This window comes from Mycobacterium malmoense (assembly GCF_019645855.1).
Classification (GTDB): domain Bacteria; phylum Actinomycetota; class Actinomycetes; order Mycobacteriales; family Mycobacteriaceae; genus Mycobacterium; species Mycobacterium malmoense.
On the sequence record NZ_CP080999.1, the window covers coordinates 1886357 to 1906549 of the forward strand.

Genomic DNA, 20193 nt, shown 5'->3' on the forward strand with positions numbered 1-20193 from the left:
GGGAAGCCGTGCGGCCGCTGGCGATCATCGGGCCCACCGGTACCGGCAAGTCGCAACTGGCGCTCGACTTCGCGGAACGGGTCGAGCGGCCCGGCGGCGAGGTCGGCGCGGAAATCGTGAACGCCGACGCGATGCAGCTGTATCGCGGCATGGACATCGGCACCGCCAAGCTGCCCGTCGACGCGCGCCGCGGCATTCCCCACCACCAGCTCGACGTGCTGAACGTCACCGAGACCGCGACCGTCGCCCGCTATCAGCGCGCCGCCGCGGCGGACATCGAAGCGATCGCCGCCCGGGGCGCGGTGCCGGTGATCGTCGGCGGCTCGATGCTTTACGTCCAATCGCTGCTCGACGACTGGTCGTTTCCCGCGACCGATCCCGCGGTGCGGGCGCGCTGGGAAGAGCGGCTCGCCGAGGTCGGGGTGGGCAGGCTGCACGCCGAGCTGGCCCGCCGCGACCCGGCCGCGGCCGCGGCGATCCTGCCCACCGACGGCCGGCGCACCGTGCGCGCCCTCGAGGTGGTCGAGCTGACCGGGCGGCCGTTCGCCGCGTCCGCCCCGCGCATCGGCGTCCCGCGCTGGGACACGGTCATCGTCGGATTAGACTGTGACACAACGGTTCTCGATGAAAGATTGGCTCGACGCACCGACGCGATGTTCGATCGGGGCCTGGTCGACGAGGTCCGTGGGTTGCTCGGTGAGGGCCTGCGTGACGGGGTCACCGCCTCGCGCGCCCTGGGCTACGCCCAGGTGATCGCGGCCCTCGACGCCGGCGGTGGAACCGACCAGCTGCGCGACGCGCGGGAGCAGACCTACGTGGGCACCCGGCGCTACGTGCGGCGGCAGCGGTCATGGTTTCGCCGGGACCACCGGGTGCACTGGCTCGACCCCGTTAAAGCCGCCGATTCCACCCGCCTCGTCGACGGTGTGTTGCGGGCGTGGCGGCGGGCGGGCTGAATTGCCCGGCTACCCTCGCCGCTGCGCGGCTGGGGGCACCCCCACACTCGCTCCGTACCGGCGCTCGCCGTCGTCCGGCTACCCTGAACTGGTGACCCGCGCCGACGACGATGATGCGGCGTAGCCGGATCGGAGGAGTGGCGCAAATGATCTTCGCCAAGGGCCACGGCACCCAGAACGACTTCGTGCTGCTGCCCGACCTCGACGCCGAGCTGACGCTCACCGCCACCCAGGTGGCCGCGGTGTGCGACCGGCACCGGGGACTGGGCGCCGACGGGGTGCTGCGGATCACCACCGCGGGCGCCGCCGCGACGGCGGGTGTGCTCGAGCGCCTGCCCGACGGTGTCGGCGCGAACGACTGGTACATGGACTACCGCAACGCCGACGGGTCGGCCGCGCAGATGTGCGGCAACGGCGTGCGGGTGTTCGCGCATTACCTGCGGGCCAGCGGCCTGGAGTCCCGCGACGAGTTCGTCGTCGGGTCGCTGGCCGGCGCGCGACTGGTCACCCTGCATCACGCCGATGCGACCGACGCCGACGTCACCGTCGACATGGGCAAGGCCAACCGGCTGGGCGCGGGGGAGGCCGTCATCGGCGGCAGGCGGTTCACCGGCCTGGCGGTTGACGTGGGCAACCCGCACCTGGCGTGCGTCGACCCCCGGCTGAGTCCCGCGGAGCTGGCGGCGTTGGACGTGGGCGCGCCGGTGCGGTTCGACCGCGCGCGGTTCCCGGACGGCGTCAACGTCGAGGTGCTCACCGCGGCGGTCGGCGGAGTGGTGCACATGCGGGTGCACGAGCGCGGGGTGGGCGAGACCCGGTCGTGCGGCACCGGAACGGTCGCGGCCGCCGTCGCCGCGCTGGCCGACGCCGGCGCCGACACCGGGACGCTCACCGTGCGGGTGCCCGGCGGTGACGTCACCGTCACCGTCACCGACGCCACCAGCTACTTGCGCGGGCCGTCGGTGCTGGTGGCCCGCGGCGAGATCAGCGGGGAATGGTGGCGCGCACTGTAATTCGGATGCATTGCCAACCGCGACGTGCCACCATCGGATATTGCTGATGACTTTTCCCGATTCGCCCGACACGGGCCCCGTCGAGCCGGCGCCCAGCGTCGGTGAGCTTGCCCTCGAAGACCGCTCTGCGCTGCGCCGCGTCGCCGGGCTGTCCACCGAACTGGCCGACGTCTCCGAGGTCGAGTACCGCCAGCTGCGGCTGGAACGCGTCGTCCTGGTGGGGGTGTGGACCGAGGGCAGCGCCACCGACAACCGGGCCAGCATGGCCGAGCTGGCGGCCCTGGCCGAAACCGCCGGCTCGCAGGTGCTCGAGGGGCTCATCCAGCGCCGCGACAAGCCCGACCCGTCGACCTACATCGGCTCGGGCAAGGCGGCCGAGCTGCGCGAGGTGGTGCTGGCCACCGGCGCCGACACCGTCATCTGCGACGGCGAGCTGTCCCCGGCGCAGCTGACCGCGCTGGAAAAGGCCGTGAAGGTCAAGGTCATCGACCGCACCGCGCTGATCCTGGACATCTTCGCCCAGCACGCCACCAGCCGGGAGGGCAAGGCGCAGGTCTCGCTGGCCCAGATGCAGTACATGCTGCCGCGGCTGCGCGGCTGGGGCGAGTCGATGTCACGGCAGGCCGGCGGCCGCGCCGGCGGCAGCGGCGGCGGGGTGGGCCTGCGCGGTCCCGGTGAGACCAAGATCGAGACCGACCGGCGCCGCATCCGCGAGCGGATGGCCAAGCTGCGCCGCGAGATCAAGGACATGAAGCAGGCCCGCGACACCCAGCGCAGCCGCCGCTTGGGAAGCGAGATGCCGTCGATCGCCATCGTCGGCTACACCAACGCCGGCAAGTCCAGCCTGCTCAACGCGCTGACCGGGGCCGGGGTGCTGGTGCAGGACGCGTTGTTCGCCACCCTGGAACCCACCACCCGGCGCGCGGAATTTCCCGACGGCCGGCCATTCGTGCTCACCGACACCGTCGGGTTCGTCCGGCACCTGCCCACCCAGCTGGTCGAGGCGTTCCGCTCCACACTCGAAGAGGTGGTCGACGCGGATTTGCTGGTGCACGTGGTGGACGGCTCCGACGTCAACCCGCTGGCCCAGATCAACGCAGTCCGCCAGGTGATCACGGATGTTATCGCCGACCATCACGGCGACCCGCCCCCCGAGCTGCTGGTGGTCAACAAGGTCGACGCCGCCAGCGATCTCATGCTCGCCAAGCTTCGGCACGGGCTGCCCGGCGCGGTGTTCGTCTCCGCACGCACCGGCGAAGGCATCGACGCCCTGCGGCGGCGGATGGCCGAGCTCGCTGAGCTATCTAAACCCACCGACGCCCTTGTCGACGTGGTCATCCCGTACGACCGCGGCGACCTGGTGGCCCGCGTGCACGCCGGCGGGCGCGTCCAGCAGGAGGAGCACAACGCCGACGGCACCCGGATCAGGGCGCGCGTTCCGGTGGCGCTGGCCGCCAGCCTGCGGGAGTTCTCCGCCCCACCTTTCGAGCCGCGAGCGTAACGCCACTGCGAATCCGAGCGCCGGATTTCGCAGTGGCGTTACGCTCGCGCCGGCCGGGGCGCCCAGGTCCGCCTGGCCGCCGACCAACCGGCTGGTTGGTATATCTTGGGCGGCAGAGTCCCCATTCGCCGGAGGTCATTCATGAGCGGTGCCATCAAGTACCAGCGCACTCTGTTCGAGCCCGAGCACGAATTGTTCCGCGAGTCCTATCGGAGCTTCCTCGACCGCCACGTGGCGCCCTATCACGACGAATGGGAGAGGGCGAAGATCGTCGACCGCGGCGTGTGGCTCGAGGCGGGCAAGCAGGGGTTCCTGGGCATGGCGGTGCCCGAAGAATACGGCGGCGGCGGCAATCCCGACTTCCGGTACAACACGATCCTCACCGAGGAGACCACGGCCGGGCGCTACAGCGGGATCGGTTTCGGTTTGCACAACGACATCGTGGCGCCCTATCTGCTGGCCCTGGCCACCGAGGAGCAGAAGCAGCGCTGGTTGCCCAAGTTCTGCACCGGGGAGCTGATCACCGCGATCGCCATGACCGAGCCGGGTACCGGCAGCGACCTGCAGGGTATCAAGACCCGCGCGGTCAAGCGGGGCGACCACTACGTGCTCAATGGGTCAAAGACGTTCATCACCAACGGAATCAACTCCGACCTGGTGATCGTGGTGGCGCAGACCGACGCTGAGAAAGGTGCGCAAGGGTTCAGTTTGCTGGTGGTCGAACGTGGCATGGAGGGCTTCGAACGCGGCCGCCACCTGGACAAGATCGGGCTGGACGCGCAGGACACGGCCGAGTTGTCGTTCACCGACGTCGAAGTTCCGGCCGAAAACCTGCTCGGCGAGGAAGGCATGGGGTTCATCTACCTCATGCAGAACCTGCCGCAGGAACGGATCTCGATCGCCATCATGGCGGCCGCGGCGATGGAGCAGGTGCTGGAACACACACTGCAATACACCAAGGAGCGCAAGGCATTTGGCAAGCCGATCGGCAGCTTCCAGAACAGCCGCTTCGTCCTTGCCGAGCTGGCGACGGAGGCCACCGTGGTGCGCATGATGGTCGACGAGTTCGTCCGGTTGCACCTGGACAAAAAGCTGACGGCCGAACAAGCCGCAATGGCCAAGTGGTACTCCACCGAAAAGCAGGTGCATCTGGTCGACCGTTGTCTGCAGCTGCACGGCGGCTACGGCTACATGCGCGAATACCCAGTCGCCCGAGCCTATCTCGATGCCCGGGTGCAGACGATCTACGGTGGCACGACCGAAATCATGAAGGAGATCGTCGGCCGCAGCCTCGGGGTCTAGCCCTTGGTCTAGCCTGACGCGGCCCGCCCACGCAATCCGGGGCTCACCGCGCATCGATGACGACCGGAAACGACAAACACGCGGTCGCCGGAAAATAATGAATGGCCTGATACCTTCGGCGCATGTGTTTCGCGTATATCGACTGCGCAGTCACGCATCGTCTAGCCGGTGATCACGACGCGGATGAGCGTCGGGACGGAATCGGAAACGTCTTTTTCAGCGGTGCCGGCGCCAGTCGGACCATTTCCTGCAAGCCAGTAGACGGTCGGCGTGGCCCCGCATCATTTCGACATCGGCGTGGTATCCGTTTCCGTAGTATTCGTAATTTGACTTCGCATTTTTCGTTGGCAGGAGCAAAGTTATGCGAGCCCGGCGATAATACGGATCGTCATGGGGTTACGTTCCCACGGCGGTACGAACCGCTCGCAGGGTCTGCAGGGTGCGGGCATGGCCAGAGGTAGGGGCCTATCCGTCGGCTGGGAGGCTTGGTGAACGGGCAGAGAGGTCGAATGCGCAGGCTGGTCGGTACCGCGCTGATCAGCATCGCGACCACGGTGGCGACCGCCGCCTTGCTGGCGAGCACCGCCTCTGCGTCTCCGATAGGTGACGCCGAGGCCGCCATCATGGCCGCATGGGAGAAGGCCGGCGGCGACGGTTCACCGCTGGGCGCCAGGAAGGGCGATGTCTACGCGATAGGCGACGGATTCGCCCTGGATTTCGACGGCGGCAAGATGTTCTACACCCCGGACACCGGTGCCAAATTTCTTTACGGGCCGGTCCTGGACAAATACGAGTCGTTAGGCGGTCCGGCCGGCAGCGATCTGGGATTTCCGACCATCAACGAAGTTCCCGGCCTCGCGGGGCCGGACAGCCGGGTGGCCACCTTCTCCGCCAGCGACAAGCCGGTGATCTTCTGGACGTCCGACCACGGCGCGTTCGTCGTGCGCGGCGCGCTGAACGCCGCGTGGGACAAACTCGGCAGCTCCGGCGGGGTCCTCGGCGCCCCGATCGAGGATGAAACCTATGACGGGGAAGCCACCGCCCAGAAGTTCAGCGGCGGTGAGATCTCCTGGAACCGAAAAACCAAGGAGTTCACCACCAACCCGGCGGCGCTGGCCGACCAGCTGAAGGGCCTGCAGGTCACGGTCGATCCGACGGCGGCCATCAACATGGCCTGGCGCGCGGCCGGCGGCGCCGCCGGTCCGCTCGGGGCCAAGCTGGGTGGGCCGTATCCCATCGGCGGTGATGGAATCGCCCAAAACTTCGCCGGCGGCAAGGTGTACTTCAGCCCGGCCACCGGCGCGAACGCCGTCGAGAGCGACATCCTGGCCAAATACGAGTCGCTGGGCGGGCCGGTCGGCAGCGACCTGGGTTTTCCCACCGCCAACGAGTCCGACGGCGGCATCGGACATGCCAGCCGGATCGCCACGTTCTCCGCGGCCGACAAGCCGGTGATCTTCTGGACCGCTGACCACGGCGCGTTCGTCGTGCGGGGCGCCATGAAGGCCGCGTGGGACAAGCTCCGCGGTCCTACCGGCAAACTGGGCGCCCCGGTCGACGACCAGGCCGTCGACGGCGACGTGGTCTCGCAGCAGTTCACCGGCGGCAAGATCTCGTGGAACCGGGCGAAAAACACGTTCACCACCGATCCGGCAAACCTGGCGCCGCTGTTGTCCGGTCTGCAGGTGTCGGGGCAGAACCAGCCAAGCACGGCGGCGATGCCCTCCCATGCCAAGCCATTCACCTGGCATTGGTGGTGGCTGCTCGCCGCTATTCCGGTGCTGGTGCTGGTCGTGTTGTTGGTGGTGGTGGCAGCCGGGTGGCGCCGTCGTCGCTCGGCCCGTGACACCCCTGCCTACGAGCCCGAGCGCGGCGCGGATGCCGGCTACGAGGCCGCGGCCGACGGGCACTGGGGGCGCGATGACGCCGATCTCGCCACCGAGCACCTGCCGCTCGGCGACCTGCACCCCCCGGAACTCCAGCCGCCGCCGGACGCCGGGCCCGCGGCGCGGGTCAGTTGGAGCCGTGGAGCCGCCGCCGACCTGGCCGAGGACGTCGCAACCGCCGGCGCCTACGGCGGCGAGGCGCGGCCCGTATCCGAGGAGGAAAATCCCGACGCGGTGGACACCGATTCCATACCCGTCGTCTCGGAGGCCGAACTGTCCGAAGTCGGCTACCCCGAAGCTTCGGAGGAGGCCGACTACCTAGAAGCTGACTATGTGGAAGCCGACTATGTGGAGGCCGACTATGTGGAAGCCGACTATGTGGAGGCCGACGCTGGCTACGCGGATGACGGGTATCCGGACGCCGCTCCCGATGACACCGTCGTCCCGGTTGCCGTCGCGCCGGACACGCAGCCGAGAACCGGGCGGCACGCGGCCATCGACGCCGAAGATGACGCCGAAGACGCCTTGGAAGTGATCCCCGAAGCCGCCAACGCGGCACCGGGCCCCGCTGGGCGCCCGACAATCCACCTGCCGCTCGAGGACCCATACCAGGTGCCCGACGGATATCCGATCAAGGCCAGTGCGCGCTTCGGCCTGTACTACACCCCGGGCAGCGAGCTCTATCACGACACGCTCGCCGAAATCTGGCTGTCCAGCGAAGAAGTCGCGCAAGCCAACGGCTTCATCAAGGCCGACTGAGCCGCTAACGAACGCGCCGCGGCAGGGCGCTAGACCTTGCGAATCACCGTGACGACCTTGCCGAGCACGGTGGCGTCATTACCGGGTATGGGATCGAACGCCGGGTTGTGCGGCATCAGCCACACCTGACCGCCCGCGCGCTTGAACGTTTTCACGGTGGCCTCGCCGTCGATCATGGCCGCGACGATGTCGCCGTTGTCGGCGACGTGTTGCTGCCGCACGACCACCCAGTCGCCGTCGCAGATCGCGGCCTCGACCATCGAGTCACCCACCACCTTGAGCAGGAAGAGCGTGCCCTCGCCGACCAGCTCACGAGGCAGCGGGAAGACGTCCTCGACGGCTTCTTCGGCGAGGATCGGTCCACCGGCCGCGATGCGCCCGAGGACGGGGACAAAGGTGGGTTCCGGCAGGGCGTCCGAGCCGGCGACCTCGGTACGGACACCGGCCTCGGCGGCGGCGGTCTCCTCGGTGCCACGGACGTCGACTGCCCGGGGGCGGTTGGGGTCGCGGCGCAGGTATCCCTTGCGCTCCAGGGTGCGCAGCTGGTGAGCCACCGAGGAGGTCGACGTCAGACCGACGGCGTCGCCGATTTCCCTGATGCTCGGCGGGTAACCGCGGCTGGTGACCGACGTACGGATGACGTTCAGAATGGTGCGCTGCCGTTCGGTCAGCGATGGATCCACGGAACGTAATCGGCCGTCCGAGCCGGCCGATGGGGTGTCGTTGCTGTCGCTCATGCACTGAATGTAGCCGCATCGCAGCCAAGAATCAAACATGTGTTCGACTTGGCGTGTCACGGCCCGCAAAGGCCCTCGGCTGCCGCCGGACCGGCCGTGGCGGCCGGCGAATAACAAACGTGTAACTCTCGGCGATATCGGGTACTCGAGGCCCATGTCAGTGGTCGCACCGACCGGTTTGTCGGTGGCTTGTCGGTGGTGTGGTCTAGCGTTTCGCTCGTCCGACACGCTTCGCTCAAATGTTCGGGTTTCGAACACGCGAGCGATTATAGTCGAACACACGAGCGAGAATGAGTTGACCGGAGGAACGCAGATGACAATCATCCACACAGGCATCCACACAGGCCCACCGCTTACCGGCAGCGTTCGGCGCCCGGTCAACGGACCGGCGCTGGGCCTTCGGTCCGGTCGGGATGGGCTGGCGCGGTCTCGCAGGCCCGGCCCGTCGAGGCCGCCGGGCGCGCCACCGCGCTACCACGGCACCGGCGTCGCGATGTCCGTCGCGCCGCATCGCAGGCGGCCCGTGACGCTGGCGACGACTGTGGGGCTGGCGCTGGCCGCCGGGGCGATCACCCTGTGGCTGGGGTTGGTCGCGAATGTCGGCCAGCTGGTCAACGGCGACCCCTCGGGATCGGCCGCCCGCGTGCCCGACCGGCTCGCCGTGGTGCGGGTCGAACCCGGGGAGTCCCTTCAGGACATCGCCGCCCGGGTGGCGCCGGATCTGCCGGCTCGCCAGGTTGCCGAGCGCATCCGCGAACTCAACGACCTGAACTCGCCGGCGCTGGTCGCGGGCCAGACCCTGATCGCGCCCGTCGGCTGACGCGGTGTCTCGCGAAAACCGCTCTGCGTCAGGGCTCCTCGATCCCCGCGGCGGCGGGCATGCGCGCGTCGCGGTCGCATTGGCCCCGCCGGGGAGCGCGCGGGTACGCTCGTCAGTGTTCTGCGATAACCGGACGCCAGCGCGGCAAAGGAGCGGTCATGCACTGTCCGTTCTGCCGCCATCCCGATTCCCGGGTGATCGACTCGCGGGAAACCGATGAAGGCCAGGCCATTCGGCGCCGCCGGTCATGCCCCGAGTGCGGCCGGCGTTTCACCACCGTGGAGACCGCGGTGTTGGCCGTCGTGAAACGCAGCGGTGTCACCGAGCCTTTCAGCAGGGAGAAGGTAGTCAGCGGGGTCCGTCGGGCATGCCAGGGCCGCCAGGTCGACGACGATGCGCTCCACCTGCTGGCCCAGCAGGTGGAAGACACCGTGCGTGCCGCCGGCTCGCCGGAGGTCCCCAGCCACGAGGTCGGCCTGGCCATCCTCGGGCCGTTGCGCGACCTCGACGAGGTGGCGTACCTGCGGTTCGCGTCGGTATACCGGTCGTTCTCGTCCGCGGACGATTTCGAGCGCGAAATCCAGGCGCTGCGCGCGCACCGCAAGGTGTCGACCCCGAGCTGACGGGGGCTGAGTCGCTAGGCTGTCTTCATGTCGCCCGACTTGCACCCCGATCTCGAGGCGCTGGCACCGCTGCTTGGGACCTGGGCCGGTCGCGGGACGGGCAAGTACCCGACGATCCAGCCCTTCGAGTATCTCGAGGAAGCCGTGTTCTCCCATGTCGGGAAACCGTTTCTGGCCTACGCGCAGAAGACCAGGGCGGTGGCCGACGGCAAACCTCTGCACGCCGAGACGGGGTATCTTCGCGTGCCGCGACCCGGTCACGTGGAGCTGGTTCTGGCCCACCCGAGCGGCATCACCGAGATCGAGGTCGGCACGTATTCGGCGACCGGTGATCTCATCGAACTCGAGCTGTCGACCACGGCGATCGGGTTGGCCCCAACCGCCAAAGAGGTTACCGCGCTTGGCCGTTCGTTCCGCGTCGACGGCGACGAGCTTTCGTATTCGGTGCGGATGGGCGCAGTCGGGCAGCCCCTGCAGGACCACCTCGCCGCGGTGCTGCACCGGCGGCGCTGAGCTCTCGCGTCAGTCGATTCGTCGGGCACCGTCGTTGACGACGCGCCCGGCCACCCCTACCCAGCCTTCGGGGTTCCATGTGGTTTCGATCAGCGATCCCTTGCCCTGGGTGATGCGCAGGTCGCGGCTGAGGACGTCGGTGATCCGCATCGCCGCCGCCCCGGTGGCTTCGTCTTCCGGCACACCCAGGTTGGCGGCGAACATTCGGGCCCGCAGCGATCCGGCGGGCCGATCGGCCCAGGTCCACAGGTAGTGTGCGGTGTCGTCGGGAAAATCGGCCGGGTCGGCGGCGAAAAGGTCGTCGACTGAGTCGAATTCGTGGATGGCCAATTCCGGAGCCCATTCCGAGCGTGCGCTGATGCCCGTGCGGTCGCCTCGTGCGCCGACGCCGTAGCTCACCTGCACGATCCCGGCCGGCACCTGCAATGTGTTGATCGGCCGGCCCCTCTCGCGCAGCCACCACGACGCGCCGACGGTCGGATGCCCGGCGAACGCAAGCTCGGTCCGCGGGGTGTAAATGGTGGCGTGCGCGGTGGTCGAGCCGGCGGCCGGAAGATCGACGAAAACCGTTTCGCTGTACCCCAATTGGGCCGCCAGCCGCTGCCGGCCCGAGGGTTCGATCTGGCTGGCGTCGACCACGGCGAGCGGATTACCGAAATTCCCTTCCGGATCGGTGAACACGCGCAGGACCGCGACGTCGATACCCATGGCCCGACTCTACGGCGCGCGCTCAGGTAGCGCTGCGTTCGTCGGAACCCATGGCGTTCAGGACGGCGACGCGGGTGTCGGCGGGGCCCGTGACCGTCTTCTCGCCGCCGCCGCCGCGGAGCAACCCGCGCAGGGCGGCCTGGTCGTATTCGGCGGGCTCGGTGGTGTCGATGAAGCGCTCGACGACGTCGATAAAGCGGGCGGGGTCGTCGTGGAACGGGAAGTGGCCGGAGCCTTCGAAGATCTCGAGGCGGGAGCCGGGCATCGCGGCGTGCGCCATCCACGCGTGACGCACGGGGACGACCACATCCCTGGTGCCCCAGACGATCTGCACCGGAATGGCCTCGGTCAAATAACATCGGTCCAGCATCGTCACGATCTGGCCGCGCCAGTCCACCACCGCCCGCAGGGTCCGGCTGAACGCCGCCGAGGCCGTCGGTTCCGGCAGGTCGTCGAGGATCCGCAGCACGTTGGGCAGATCGTGGCCCAGGCCCGTCGATCCGATCGCCAGCCCGGCCACCCGCCCCGCGAGCTGGACCGCCGGCAGCACCAGGGGGAGCCGTAGCAACGCCAGGGCCTCGCTGCCCATCGGCAGCGCGGCCAACCGGAAGACGACGTTGACGTCCTTGGTGACGCCGCCGGCGGCGACCAGGATCAGCCGCTCGACCAAATGCGGGAACTGGTAGGCGAATTGCATGGCCACGCCGCCGCCGAGCGAATGACCGACGATGGTCACCCGCTCGATGTCGAGCACGGACAGCAGGTCACGCATCCCGTTCGCGTAGGCGGCGACCGAGTAGTCGGCGCGCGGCTTGTCGGATTTCCCGTGGCCCAGCAGATCCGGGGCTATGACCGTGAACCGCTGGGCGAGCTTGGCCTGCACGGCATTCCAGGTGGTGGAGTTGTCACCGATGCCGTGGATCAGCAGAATCGCCGGCCCGGAACCGGCGATCCGGAACGCCCGCCGGTAACCATGGATGGTGCGAAATTCGAGCGTGGGCGCCGTCACTTCACGCACCGGGCGAAGGTTGCTCTTGCGCTTCCGCTCGGTCATCTCGCCAACCTTGTCGTCGGGCCAGCTACGGGCTCGTAGAACTGTTGTGGAAGCTCAACCCTGCTCGTCGTCTTCGTCGCCGAACTTCTTCTCCGCCTGCTGGGCCAGAAATCGCTCAAACTCTGCGCCAAGCTCGTCGCCGCTGGGCAGATCCTCGTCGCGGTTTAGTAACGACCTGTTCTCCTGAGCGTCGATGAAGGCATCGTACTGGCGCTCGAGCGCGGCCACCACTTGGGCGACCTCCGCGCTTGCCTGGACCTGCTCGTCGATCTTGGCCCGGATCTCCGCCGCCGCTTCCGACAGCGCCGACAGCGGCAGCTCCAGCGACGCCGCCTTGGCCACCTGCTCGAGCAACGCCTGCGCGGCCGCGGGATAGTCGGTCTGCGTCAGGTAGTGCGGGACGTGCACGGTGAATCCGACGACCTCGTGGCCATGCTGGGCCATCCGGTATTCCAACAGGTTGGACGCGCTGCCGGGAACCTGGATCTCGGAAATCCACGGCTGGAAGTCGGCGATCAGTTCGCGGTTGTTGGAATGTGCGGTCAGCGTGATCGGCCGGGTGTGGGGAACCGCCATCGGGACGGTGCCCAGGCCGATGGTTCGCCGCACTCCCAGCCGCTCGGCCAGCAGCCGCACCGCGGTGATGAACCGCTCCCACTTCAGGTCCGGTTCCATGCCGGCCAGCAACAGGAACGGCGTGCCGACGCTGTCGCGCAGCGCGTACAGGCTCAGCTCCGGATCGTCGTAATGGGTGAAGTGATCCGTCTTGAAGGTCATCAGCGGCCGCCGCGAGCGGTAATCCAGCAATTCGTCGATCGCGAACGACGCGACAAGCTCGGTGTCCAGGGCGGCCCTCAGATGCCGAGCGGCCAGCCGTATCGCGTGACCGGCGTCGGAGAAGCCCTCCAACGCGTGTACCAACACCGGGCCGCGGCCGTCGGCCGTCGACAACTGGGGTGCCGGGAACTCGAGCTCGTACATGCCGGACTGCCCTGGCTGGTAGCCTTCGTCGCCCGGGCTTTGACGGTGGGCCATCGGGGTCTCCTCCTCTCGGCGTCTCTCCAGGGTGCCCTAACCAGTGTCCCCCGAATCTACGGGCACGCGCCGCCCGGTGGTCAGGCATGATGGAAACCAAATGCGCCTACCGATGGTATTGCTGTGCCCGGTGGTCGGCCTGGGGATGGTGTTGACGTCGTGCCGCCAGCTCGAGCACGCGTCGACCCCCGCCACGTCCTCGTCGCCGGCCGGCGGGCCGGTGCAGCGCCTCAGCCAGCCCCAGCAAACGGTGGTGGCGGCTCCGGTGGACCCGGACAGGCGGGTGGGCGCCATCTTCCTCGACAGTGGCACCCTGCATGTTTGCACGGGTTCCGTGGTGCATTCGGCGAGCGGGAGCCTGGTGATCACCGCGGCGCACTGCCTGGCCGGGGCGTCGCGAATATCCTTCGTTCCCGGTCTCGCCGGCGACGCCGCGCCCGCCGACGTGTGGACGGCCGATGCCGTCTATCTCGACCCACGCTGGCTTGCCGGCAAGGATCCGCACGCCGATTACGCGATTGCGCGGGTCAGCAACCAGGCCGGTGGTTCGGTGGAGTCGCACGTCGGTCTGGCGCTGACGCTGGGCAGCACACCGCCTCCCGGCAGCCACGTCACGGTGATGGGGTATCCGGCCGGCGTGGGTGGCACGCCGATCGGCTGTCAGGCCGCCACCTCGGTCAACGACAGCGGTTTCCCCTCGTTGGCATGCGAAGGGCTGGTGGGCGGCACCAGCGGCGCGCCGTGGGTGAGCGGTACGACGCTGACCGGGCTGATCGGTGGTTTTGAGCGCGGCGGGTGCGCCGAAAACGTTTCGTACTCGGCGCCTTTCGACGAACACATCGCGCAGCTACTGGAGCGCGCCGACGCCGGCGGTCCCGGTGATCCCGTGCCGAACGACCTCGACGACTCCTGCTAAGCGGGACGGTGCGGTCAGCGGCGGAACTGGCTGAGCGCCCGCATCTTGTTCGTCACGTCCAGCGCGGCGACCTTGTAGGCCTCGGAGAACGTCGGATAGTTGAACACCGCGTCCACCAGGTAGTCGACGGTGCCGCCGCAGCCCATCACGGCCTGCCCGATGTGCACCATCTCGGTGGCGCTGGTGCCGAAGATGTGCACCCCGAGCAGCTTGCGGTCCTCGGTGGACACCAGCAGCTTGAGCATGCCGTAGGAGTCGCCGGCGATCTGCCCGCGGGCCAGTTCCTTGTACCGCGCCACGCCCACCTCGTAGGGGATCGAGTTCTTGGTCAGCTCTACCTCGGTGGCTCCGACATAGGAGATCTCGGGGATCGAATAAATGCCGATGGGCTGCAGCTCGGTCATGCCTTCGGTCGGCTCGCCGAACGCGTGGTAGGCGGCCAGGCGCCCCTGCTCCATCGAGGTCGCGGCCAGGGCGGGGAAGCCGATGACGTCGCCGACGGCGTAGATGTGGTCAACCTTGGTCTTGAACTTGTCGTCGACCCAGATCCGTCCGCGGCCCTCGACCTCCAGGCCGGCGTTGTGCAGGTCGAGGTGGTCGGTCTGACCCTGGCGTCCCGCGGAGTACATGACCGTCTCGGCGGGAATCTGCTTGCCGCTGGCCAGGGTGGTGACGGTGCCCGCGGAGCCGACGTCGACCGCGGTCACCTCCTCGCCGAACCGGAAGGTCACCGCCAGGTCGCGCAGGTGGAACTTCAGCGCCTCGACCACCTCAGGGTCGCAGAAGTCCAGCATGTCGTCCCGCTTTTCCACGACGGTGACCTTGGTGCCCAGCGCGGCGAACATGGAGGCGTACTCGATGCCGATCACACCGGCACCGACGACGACCATCGACGCCGGCAGCGACTTGAGGTCGAGGATCCCGTCGGAGTCGAGCACCCGTTCCTCGTCGAACTCGACCCCGGACGGTCGTGCCGGCCTGGTGCCGGTGGCGATGACGACGTATTCGCCGGTGACGGTGGTCATCTCCCTGCGGCCCGGGTCTTCGATGACGACGGTGTGCGGGTCGACGAATCGGCCGTGCCCGACCAGCAGGTCGATTCGGTTGCGCATCAACTGGTTGCGCACCACGTCGACTTCCTTGCCGATCACGTGCTGGGTGCGCGCCAACAGGTCGGCCGGGGTGATCCGGTCTTTGACCCGGTAGCTCGCCCCGTAGAGCTCGCGCTGATTCATCCCCGTGAGGTAAAGCACCGCCTCGCGCAACGTCTTTGACGGGATCGTGCCGGTGTTCACGCAGACGCCGCCGAGCATGCGGCCGCGTTCGACGATGGCGACGGATTTGCCTAGCTTGGCCGAGGCGATGGCGGCCTTTTGGCCGCCCGGTCCCGAACCGATGACGACGATGTCGTACTCCTGCATCGAACCCATGAGATAGACGATAAGGCCCACAGTCGAGACTTTCTCCACAGACGGGCGGCGCGATCCCGTTGCGCGAGCACCGGTTGACGGTGCCGGTCGTCAGCGTTGGTGCTCATGACGACGCATCGAAGAGATTTTGCACTGAACTGCCCCGGAGCATTGATCGCCGCGCTACCGGCCGTTCTGGGCTTCGTTCCGGAAAATTCATTGGTCCTGGTGTCGCTGGACGGCGGCGAACTGGGGTCGGTGATGCGGGTCGACCTGTCCGAGGAGCTCGTCGACCGGGTCGACCACCTCGCCGAGGTGGCCGCCGCGGCCGAGCCCGAGGCCGCGATCGCGGTGATCGTCGACGCCGAAGGCGCGCACTGTCCGGGGTGCAACGAGGAATACCAGCAGCTGTGCGCGGTGCTCGCGGAGGCGCTGTCGCAGCACGATATTGAGCTGTGGGCCGCGCATGTGGTGGATCGGGTGGCCCTGGGCGGGCGCTGGCATTGCGTGGACGGCTGCGGGTCGGGCGGCGAGGTCGACGACCCGTCGGCGTCGCCGCTGGCCGCGGCGGCGGTGCTGGACGGCAGGCGGCTCTACCGCCGGCGCGCCGACCTGCAGGCCGTCGTCGCGGTCGACGACCCGGCGCGCAGCGCCAGCCTGGCCGATGCCGTCGGGCGGCGGGCGGCAAGACGGGAGGCGGCGTGTCGCGTCGATCCCGCGGGCTGCGCCCGGCGCGACGTCCAGAACGCGATGGCCGCCGCCTCCCGGGTCGGCGGCGGTGACACGCTGTGCGATTCCGAACTGGTGGAACTGGGCTGCGCCCTGAGCGACGTGCAGGTGCGCGACACGCTATACGCCCTGGCGGTCGGTGAGAATGCCGGCGAAGCCGAGTCGTTGTGGGCGCTGCTGGCGCGCGCCCTGCCCCCGCCCTGGCGGGTCGAGGCGCTGGTGTTGCTGGCGTTCAGTGCGTACGCGCGCGGCGACGGGCCGCTCGCCGGGGTGTCGCTGGAGGCCGCACTGCGTTGCGACCCCGACCATCGGATGGCGGGCATGCTGGACACGGCGCTGCAGTCCGGCCTGCGGCCCGAGCAGATCAGGGAATTGGCGATGACCGGCTACCGGCTGGCGAAGCGGCTCGGTGTGCGGCTGCCGCCGCGGCGGGCGTTCGGCCGCCGGGCGGCCGGGTAGGGCGCGGGTCAGACCTTCTCGACCTTGACCGCGTGCGCCATCTCGTGCGGCAGGGTGACGTTCTCGTGGCCCGGGATGAGGATGGTCACCCCGCCACCGGCCGGGGTGGTCTCGACGGTCACCCGCGCGTTGGGCACGACGCCGGCGTCCTTGAGCCGCGTGATCAGGTCGATGTCCCCCTGGACGTGTTCGGTGAGCTGGCGGACGACCACCGCCACCGGCGATCCGGCGGGCAGTTCGGTCAGCCGGACCAGGTTTGCGTCACCGCCGTCGGACTCCGGGCCCACGCCCAGGTCTAAAAGGCCCGGAATGGGGTTGCCGAACGGGGAGGTGGTGGGGTTGTTGAGCACCTTCATCAGCCGGCGTTCGACGTCTTCGCTCATCACGTGCTCCCACCGGCAGGCCTCGGCGTGCACTTCCTCCCAGGGCAACCCGATGACGTCGACGAGCAATCGTTCGGCGAGGCGGTGCTTGCGCATCACGGCGATGGCCAGGGCCCGGCCCTTGTCGGTGAGTTCCAGGTGGCGGTCGCCGGCCACGCGGAGCAATCCGTCGCGTTCCATGCGGGACACGGTCTGGCTGACGGTCGGGCCGCTCTGGTCGAGGCGTTCGGCGATCCGGGCACGCAGCGGCGTCACACCCTCTTCCTCGAGGTCGTAGATGGTCCGCAGGTACATCTCGGTGGTATCAACCAGGTCGTTCATTCAGCACCCTCCATTGACGCTGAGTCTACTTGGCAAGCTGCGTGAATGGGTGTAACGCTTCCCAGGCAAGCAGTATGCCCGCCGCTGATGCGGCGGGCATACCGTCTTGCTACCTGGCTCTAGGTGGAGGCCCTAGCTCGCATACGACCGCAGCCGATCGGCGCGCTCGCCGTTGCGCAGCTTGCACATCACGTCCCGCTCTATCTGGCGGACCCGCTCGCGGGACAGACCGAACAGCTTGCCGATCTGATCCAGGGTGCGTGGCTGGCCGTCGTCCAGGCCAAAACGCAACCGAATCACCTGGTGCTCACGCTCGTCGAGGGTGGCCAGCACGCTGCGGATGTCGGTGTGCAGCAACTCGGCGATCACCGCGTTCTCCGCGGACATCGCCTCGGCGTCCTCGATGAAGTCGCCCAGCGGGGCTTCCTCTTCGGAGCCGACGGGCATGTCCAGGCTCACCGGGTCGCGGCTGTGCTCCAGCAGGTCGTTGATCTTGTCGATCGGGATGCCGGATTCGGCGGCGAGTTCCTCGTCGGTGGCTTCACGCCCCAGGTTCTGGTGCATCTCCCGCTTGATCCGCGCCAGCTTGTTGACCTGCTCGACCAGGTGAACCGGCAGCCGGATGGTGCGGCTCTGGTCGGCCATGCCGCGCGTGATGGCCTGGCGGATCCACCAGGTGGCATACGTGGAGAACTTGAATCCCTTTGTGTAGTCGAACTTCTCCATCGCGCGGATCAACCCGAGGTTGCCCTCCTGGATCAGGTCCAGCAGCGGCATTCCCCGGCCCGTGTATCGCTTGGCCAGCGAAACCACCAGGCGCAGATTGGCTTCCAGCAGGTGGCGGCGCGCTGCCTCGCCGTCGCGCACGACGGCCTCGAGGTCGCGTTTGCGGTTCTCGCCGAGGCGCTTACGAGTTTCCAGCAGATGCTCGGCGTAGAGCCCTGCCTCGATGCGCTTGGCCAGTTCGACCTCGCCGGCCGCGTTGAGCAACGCCGTCTTGCCGATGCCGTTGAGATATACGCGCACCAGGTCCGCTGCCGGGCTTTGAGCATCCAGATCGCTGTCAATCCTGCTTGTGGTGGCCCGTGTAGTGACTGTGGTGGTTGCGGCCATAGCGACCTCCCGATCGGCTTGTACTGTCATGTGGTTTAACGACAGATCCGCCCTGGGAGTTCCCGCTGCGGTGCCATCTCACACGCTTTGACGTGCGGAAATGTGCCGGCGACCTGAGAATGTCCTGAGAAGTGTGACGAGCGGCCGGTCACCCGGAACGCCGCGAAGCCCGGCCTTCGTGCCCGGGCGGCCCCGGCTGCGGCTCCTGTGGCTCCGGGTGCCGCCGGGGCTCGAGCGCCGGGCGTCCGGCCGTCGGGAACAGCGGGGTGCGCCGCCGGGCATTGTCGAACCGCCGCGGCTCGTCGGAGCGACGGGGGGGCCGGTCGTTGGCGATCAGCACGGCCATCCACGGCAACGGCACCGACGCCGCCACGATCAGCAGGGAGATCAGGCCGTTGTGCCAGGCGCCGTACGCGACGGCGGCCAGGATCAGCGCCGGCACCCGGAACGCCATCAGGGTCAGGTATTTACGGACCCGCGCGCGGTGCTCCTCTTCATACGAAGGTGCGGCGGTGGTGATGAGCACCGGCCTGCCCTCATCGTCGAACCTGTCTCCGAACCCCACATCGGAGCCGCGCTTCATTCCTCCACTGTCCCACACCGTATTGATTCCGGCCCAGAATCAATTTAGCCGGTTTTTGAAGCGGGCCGGCAGTGCACAATGTGAGGTATGCAGACCCAGACCATCGAACGCACCGACACCGACGAACGCGTCGACGACGGGACCGGTAGCGATACGCCGAAATACTTCCACTACGTCAAGAAGGACAAGATCGCCGAGAGCGCGGTGATGGGCAACCACGTGGTGGCGTTGTGCGGTGAGGTATTTCCGGTCACGCGGGCGGCCAAGCCCGGCTCGCCGGTCTGTCCGGAATGCAAGAAGATCTACGAGAGGCTCAAGAAGGGCTGATCAGCCGGGCGGGTCTGCCGTCGCAACGTCGCGTTCCTGCGCCGCCGGATCCGGCGGCGCCGTCTGCTTGAGGCCACGTGTACGCGACAACACCCAGTTGCGCAGCCGGTGGGCGTGCGTCGAGGGTGCGGGGAATTCCTCCTGGATGGCGGCGTTGAGTTCGGCGCCCAGCATGATCGCGAAACCGCCGAAGAACGCGAACAACAGGAACGCTATCGGCGTGGACAGCGCGCCGTACGTGTAACCGGTGCTGGTGATCCACCGCAGGTAGATCCGCAAGCCCAGGGTGGCGATCACGAAGACCGTGGTCGCCAGCGTCGCGCCGAAGATCAGCCGGTGCGACGGCAGCGGCACGGGCAGTGCCACCCGGTACAAGATCATGACCCCGAGCGTCAGGCCGAGAACCAGCGCCGGGTAATAGCCGTAGCGCAGGACGTTGGCCAAGCCGACCGGGATGTGTTCGGCCACCTTGCGCGGACCCACCACCACCAAGGGCGCCGACGCGACCACGACCACCAGCATCACCACGTAAAGGAACAGCGCGAAAAGCCGCTGGCGCACGGGGTGGCGCAACGGCGTCTGGTCGTGCGCCTCGACCACCGAATCGACAAACGCCGAGATGGCCGACGATCCCGCCCACAGCGAGATCAAGAAACCCAACGACACGACCTCACCGCGGGCGTTGTTGGCGATGTCCCGGATCGTCGGCTCGATGATCTCGTTGACCACGCTGGGGGAGAACACGCTGTGCGCCGTCGAAATCACTTGACGCTGGATGCTGGGCAACATGTCGGGACCGAACAGCGGCGCCACGTAGGCCAGGCTGCCCAGCATCCCCAGCAACAGCGGCGGTAGGGACAGCGCCGACCAGAAGCCCGCCTGCGCCGACTCCGAGAAAATGGAATCGTCCCAGCTTTTAGCCAGCGTCCGCAGGCTGATTCGCCAGATATGGTGGCGGGACGGCTTTGCGACCTGAGCGCTCATAGGGGTCCAGCATTACCGATTACCGTGCGCGCACCCCACATTGCCGGTGGGTGAGTTTGGTT

20 protein-coding genes are annotated in these 20193 nt (G+C 68.2%); 11 read left to right on the top strand and 9 right to left on the bottom strand.

Annotation, left to right across the window (positions count from 1 at the left end):
- Window positions 1-8 precede the first annotated feature (8 nt).
- The 5 genes from miaA to K3U93_RS08850 all read left to right on the top strand — a co-directional run bounded on the left by miaA (window position 9) and on the right by K3U93_RS08850 (window position 7417).
- Window positions 9-956 carry a tRNA (adenosine(37)-N6)-dimethylallyltransferase MiaA gene (gene miaA, locus K3U93_RS08830; protein WP_083010071.1) on the top strand — a complete coding sequence of 316 codons (948 nt, stop codon included), beginning with the start codon at window positions 9-11 and terminating at the stop codon, window positions 954-956.
- A gap of 146 nt (window positions 957-1102) precedes the next feature.
- Window positions 1103-1969, top strand: coding sequence for a diaminopimelate epimerase (gene dapF, locus K3U93_RS08835; protein WP_083010072.1), 867 nt, complete (start codon window positions 1103-1105; stop codon window positions 1967-1969).
- 46 nt (window positions 1970-2015) lie between these two features.
- Window positions 2016-3470 carry a GTPase HflX gene (gene hflX, locus K3U93_RS08840; protein ID WP_083010050.1) on the top strand — a complete coding sequence of 485 codons (1455 nt, stop codon included), beginning with the start codon at window positions 2016-2018 and terminating at the stop codon, window positions 3468-3470.
- Between the two features lie 141 nt (window positions 3471-3611).
- A complete protein-coding gene (locus tag K3U93_RS08845; protein WP_071510816.1) occupies window positions 3612-4772 on the top strand; it encodes an acyl-CoA dehydrogenase family protein in 1161 nt (386 codons plus the stop codon).
- A 509-nt stretch (window positions 4773-5281) separates the two neighbouring features.
- A complete protein-coding gene (locus K3U93_RS08850; RefSeq protein ID WP_083010051.1) occupies window positions 5282-7417 on the top strand; it encodes an LGFP repeat-containing protein in 2136 nt (711 codons plus the stop codon).
- Between the two features lie 29 nt (window positions 7418-7446).
- Here K3U93_RS08850 and lexA read toward each other — a convergent pair whose 3' ends face one another.
- On the bottom strand, window positions 7447-8154 hold the full coding sequence (gene lexA / locus K3U93_RS08855) for a transcriptional repressor LexA (protein ID WP_071510818.1): 708 nt from the start codon (window positions 8152-8154) through the stop codon (window positions 7447-7449).
- Window positions 8155-8467: 313 nt separating this feature from the next.
- On the opposite strand from lexA, the gene K3U93_RS08860 reads away from it, so the two are divergent.
- The 3 genes from K3U93_RS08860 to K3U93_RS08870 all read left to right on the top strand — a co-directional run bounded on the left by K3U93_RS08860 (window position 8468) and on the right by K3U93_RS08870 (window position 10110).
- Window positions 8468-8974 carry a LysM peptidoglycan-binding domain-containing protein gene (locus K3U93_RS08860; RefSeq protein ID WP_071510819.1) on the top strand — a complete coding sequence of 169 codons (507 nt, stop codon included), beginning with the start codon at window positions 8468-8470 and terminating at the stop codon, window positions 8972-8974.
- Between the two features lie 158 nt (window positions 8975-9132).
- Window positions 9133-9597 carry a transcriptional regulator NrdR gene (gene nrdR / locus K3U93_RS08865; RefSeq protein ID WP_083010052.1) on the top strand — a complete coding sequence of 155 codons (465 nt, stop codon included), beginning with the start codon at window positions 9133-9135 and terminating at the stop codon, window positions 9595-9597.
- A 27-nt stretch (window positions 9598-9624) separates the two neighbouring features.
- On the top strand, window positions 9625-10110 hold the full coding sequence (locus tag K3U93_RS08870) for a peroxynitrite isomerase (RefSeq protein ID WP_083010053.1): 486 nt from the start codon (window positions 9625-9627) through the stop codon (window positions 10108-10110).
- 9 nt (window positions 10111-10119) lie between these two features.
- Here K3U93_RS08870 and K3U93_RS08875 read toward each other — a convergent pair whose 3' ends face one another.
- The 3 genes from K3U93_RS08875 to K3U93_RS08885 are packed head-to-tail and all read right to left on the bottom strand — an operon-like array spanning window position 10120 to window position 12907.
- Complete coding sequence (locus K3U93_RS08875) at window positions 10120-10818, bottom strand: PhzF family phenazine biosynthesis protein (protein ID WP_083010054.1); 699 nt, start codon at window positions 10816-10818, stop codon at window positions 10120-10122.
- A gap of 22 nt (window positions 10819-10840) precedes the next feature.
- Complete coding sequence (locus K3U93_RS08880) at window positions 10841-11872, bottom strand: alpha/beta fold hydrolase (protein WP_071510823.1); 1032 nt, start codon at window positions 11870-11872, stop codon at window positions 10841-10843.
- Window positions 11873-11926: 54 nt separating this feature from the next.
- The gene (locus tag K3U93_RS08885) at window positions 11927-12907 is read right to left on the bottom strand and encodes a proteasome assembly chaperone family protein (protein ID WP_071510824.1); all 981 of its coding nucleotides are present in this window, start codon (window positions 12905-12907) and stop codon (window positions 11927-11929) included.
- A gap of 100 nt (window positions 12908-13007) precedes the next feature.
- Between K3U93_RS08885 and K3U93_RS08890 the strand changes: the two genes are divergently transcribed.
- Complete coding sequence (locus tag K3U93_RS08890; protein ID WP_071510825.1) at window positions 13008-13823, top strand: trypsin-like serine peptidase; 816 nt, start codon at window positions 13008-13010, stop codon at window positions 13821-13823.
- Window positions 13824-13837: 14 nt separating this feature from the next.
- On the opposite strand, the gene sthA is transcribed toward K3U93_RS08890, so the two are convergent.
- Window positions 13838-15244, bottom strand: coding sequence for a Si-specific NAD(P)(+) transhydrogenase (gene sthA, locus K3U93_RS08895; protein WP_139796845.1), 1407 nt, complete (start codon window positions 15242-15244; stop codon window positions 13838-13840).
- Window positions 15245-15358: 114 nt separating this feature from the next.
- On the opposite strand from sthA, the gene K3U93_RS08900 reads away from it, so the two are divergent.
- Entirely contained in the window at window positions 15359-16420 is a 1062-nt protein-coding gene (locus tag K3U93_RS08900; RefSeq protein ID WP_071510827.1) for a DUF4192 domain-containing protein, read from the top strand.
- An 8-nt stretch (window positions 16421-16428) separates the two neighbouring features.
- On the opposite strand, the gene ideR is transcribed toward K3U93_RS08900, so the two are convergent.
- From ideR to K3U93_RS08915, 3 genes are all read right to left on the bottom strand, one after another.
- Window positions 16429-17124, bottom strand: coding sequence for an iron-dependent transcriptional regulator IdeR (gene ideR / locus K3U93_RS08905; protein ID WP_071510828.1), 696 nt, complete (start codon window positions 17122-17124; stop codon window positions 16429-16431).
- Window positions 17125-17256: 132 nt separating this feature from the next.
- A complete protein-coding gene (sigB, locus tag K3U93_RS08910; RefSeq protein ID WP_139796834.1) occupies window positions 17257-18237 on the bottom strand; it encodes a sigma-70 family RNA polymerase sigma factor SigB in 981 nt (326 codons plus the stop codon).
- A gap of 148 nt (window positions 18238-18385) precedes the next feature.
- A complete protein-coding gene (locus tag K3U93_RS08915) occupies window positions 18386-18838 on the bottom strand; it encodes a DUF3099 domain-containing protein (RefSeq protein WP_139796835.1) in 453 nt (150 codons plus the stop codon).
- Window positions 18839-18907: 69 nt separating this feature from the next.
- On the opposite strand from K3U93_RS08915, the gene K3U93_RS08920 reads away from it, so the two are divergent.
- Window positions 18908-19147 (top strand): DUF3039 domain-containing protein, encoded by a 240-nt coding sequence (locus tag K3U93_RS08920; protein WP_071510831.1) that lies wholly within the window; start codon window positions 18908-18910, stop codon window positions 19145-19147.
- Here K3U93_RS08920 and K3U93_RS08925 read toward each other — a convergent pair whose 3' ends face one another.
- A complete protein-coding gene (locus tag K3U93_RS08925) occupies window positions 19148-20131 on the bottom strand; it encodes a YihY/virulence factor BrkB family protein (protein ID WP_071510832.1) in 984 nt (327 codons plus the stop codon).
- Window positions 20132-20193: the final 62 nt, after the last annotated feature.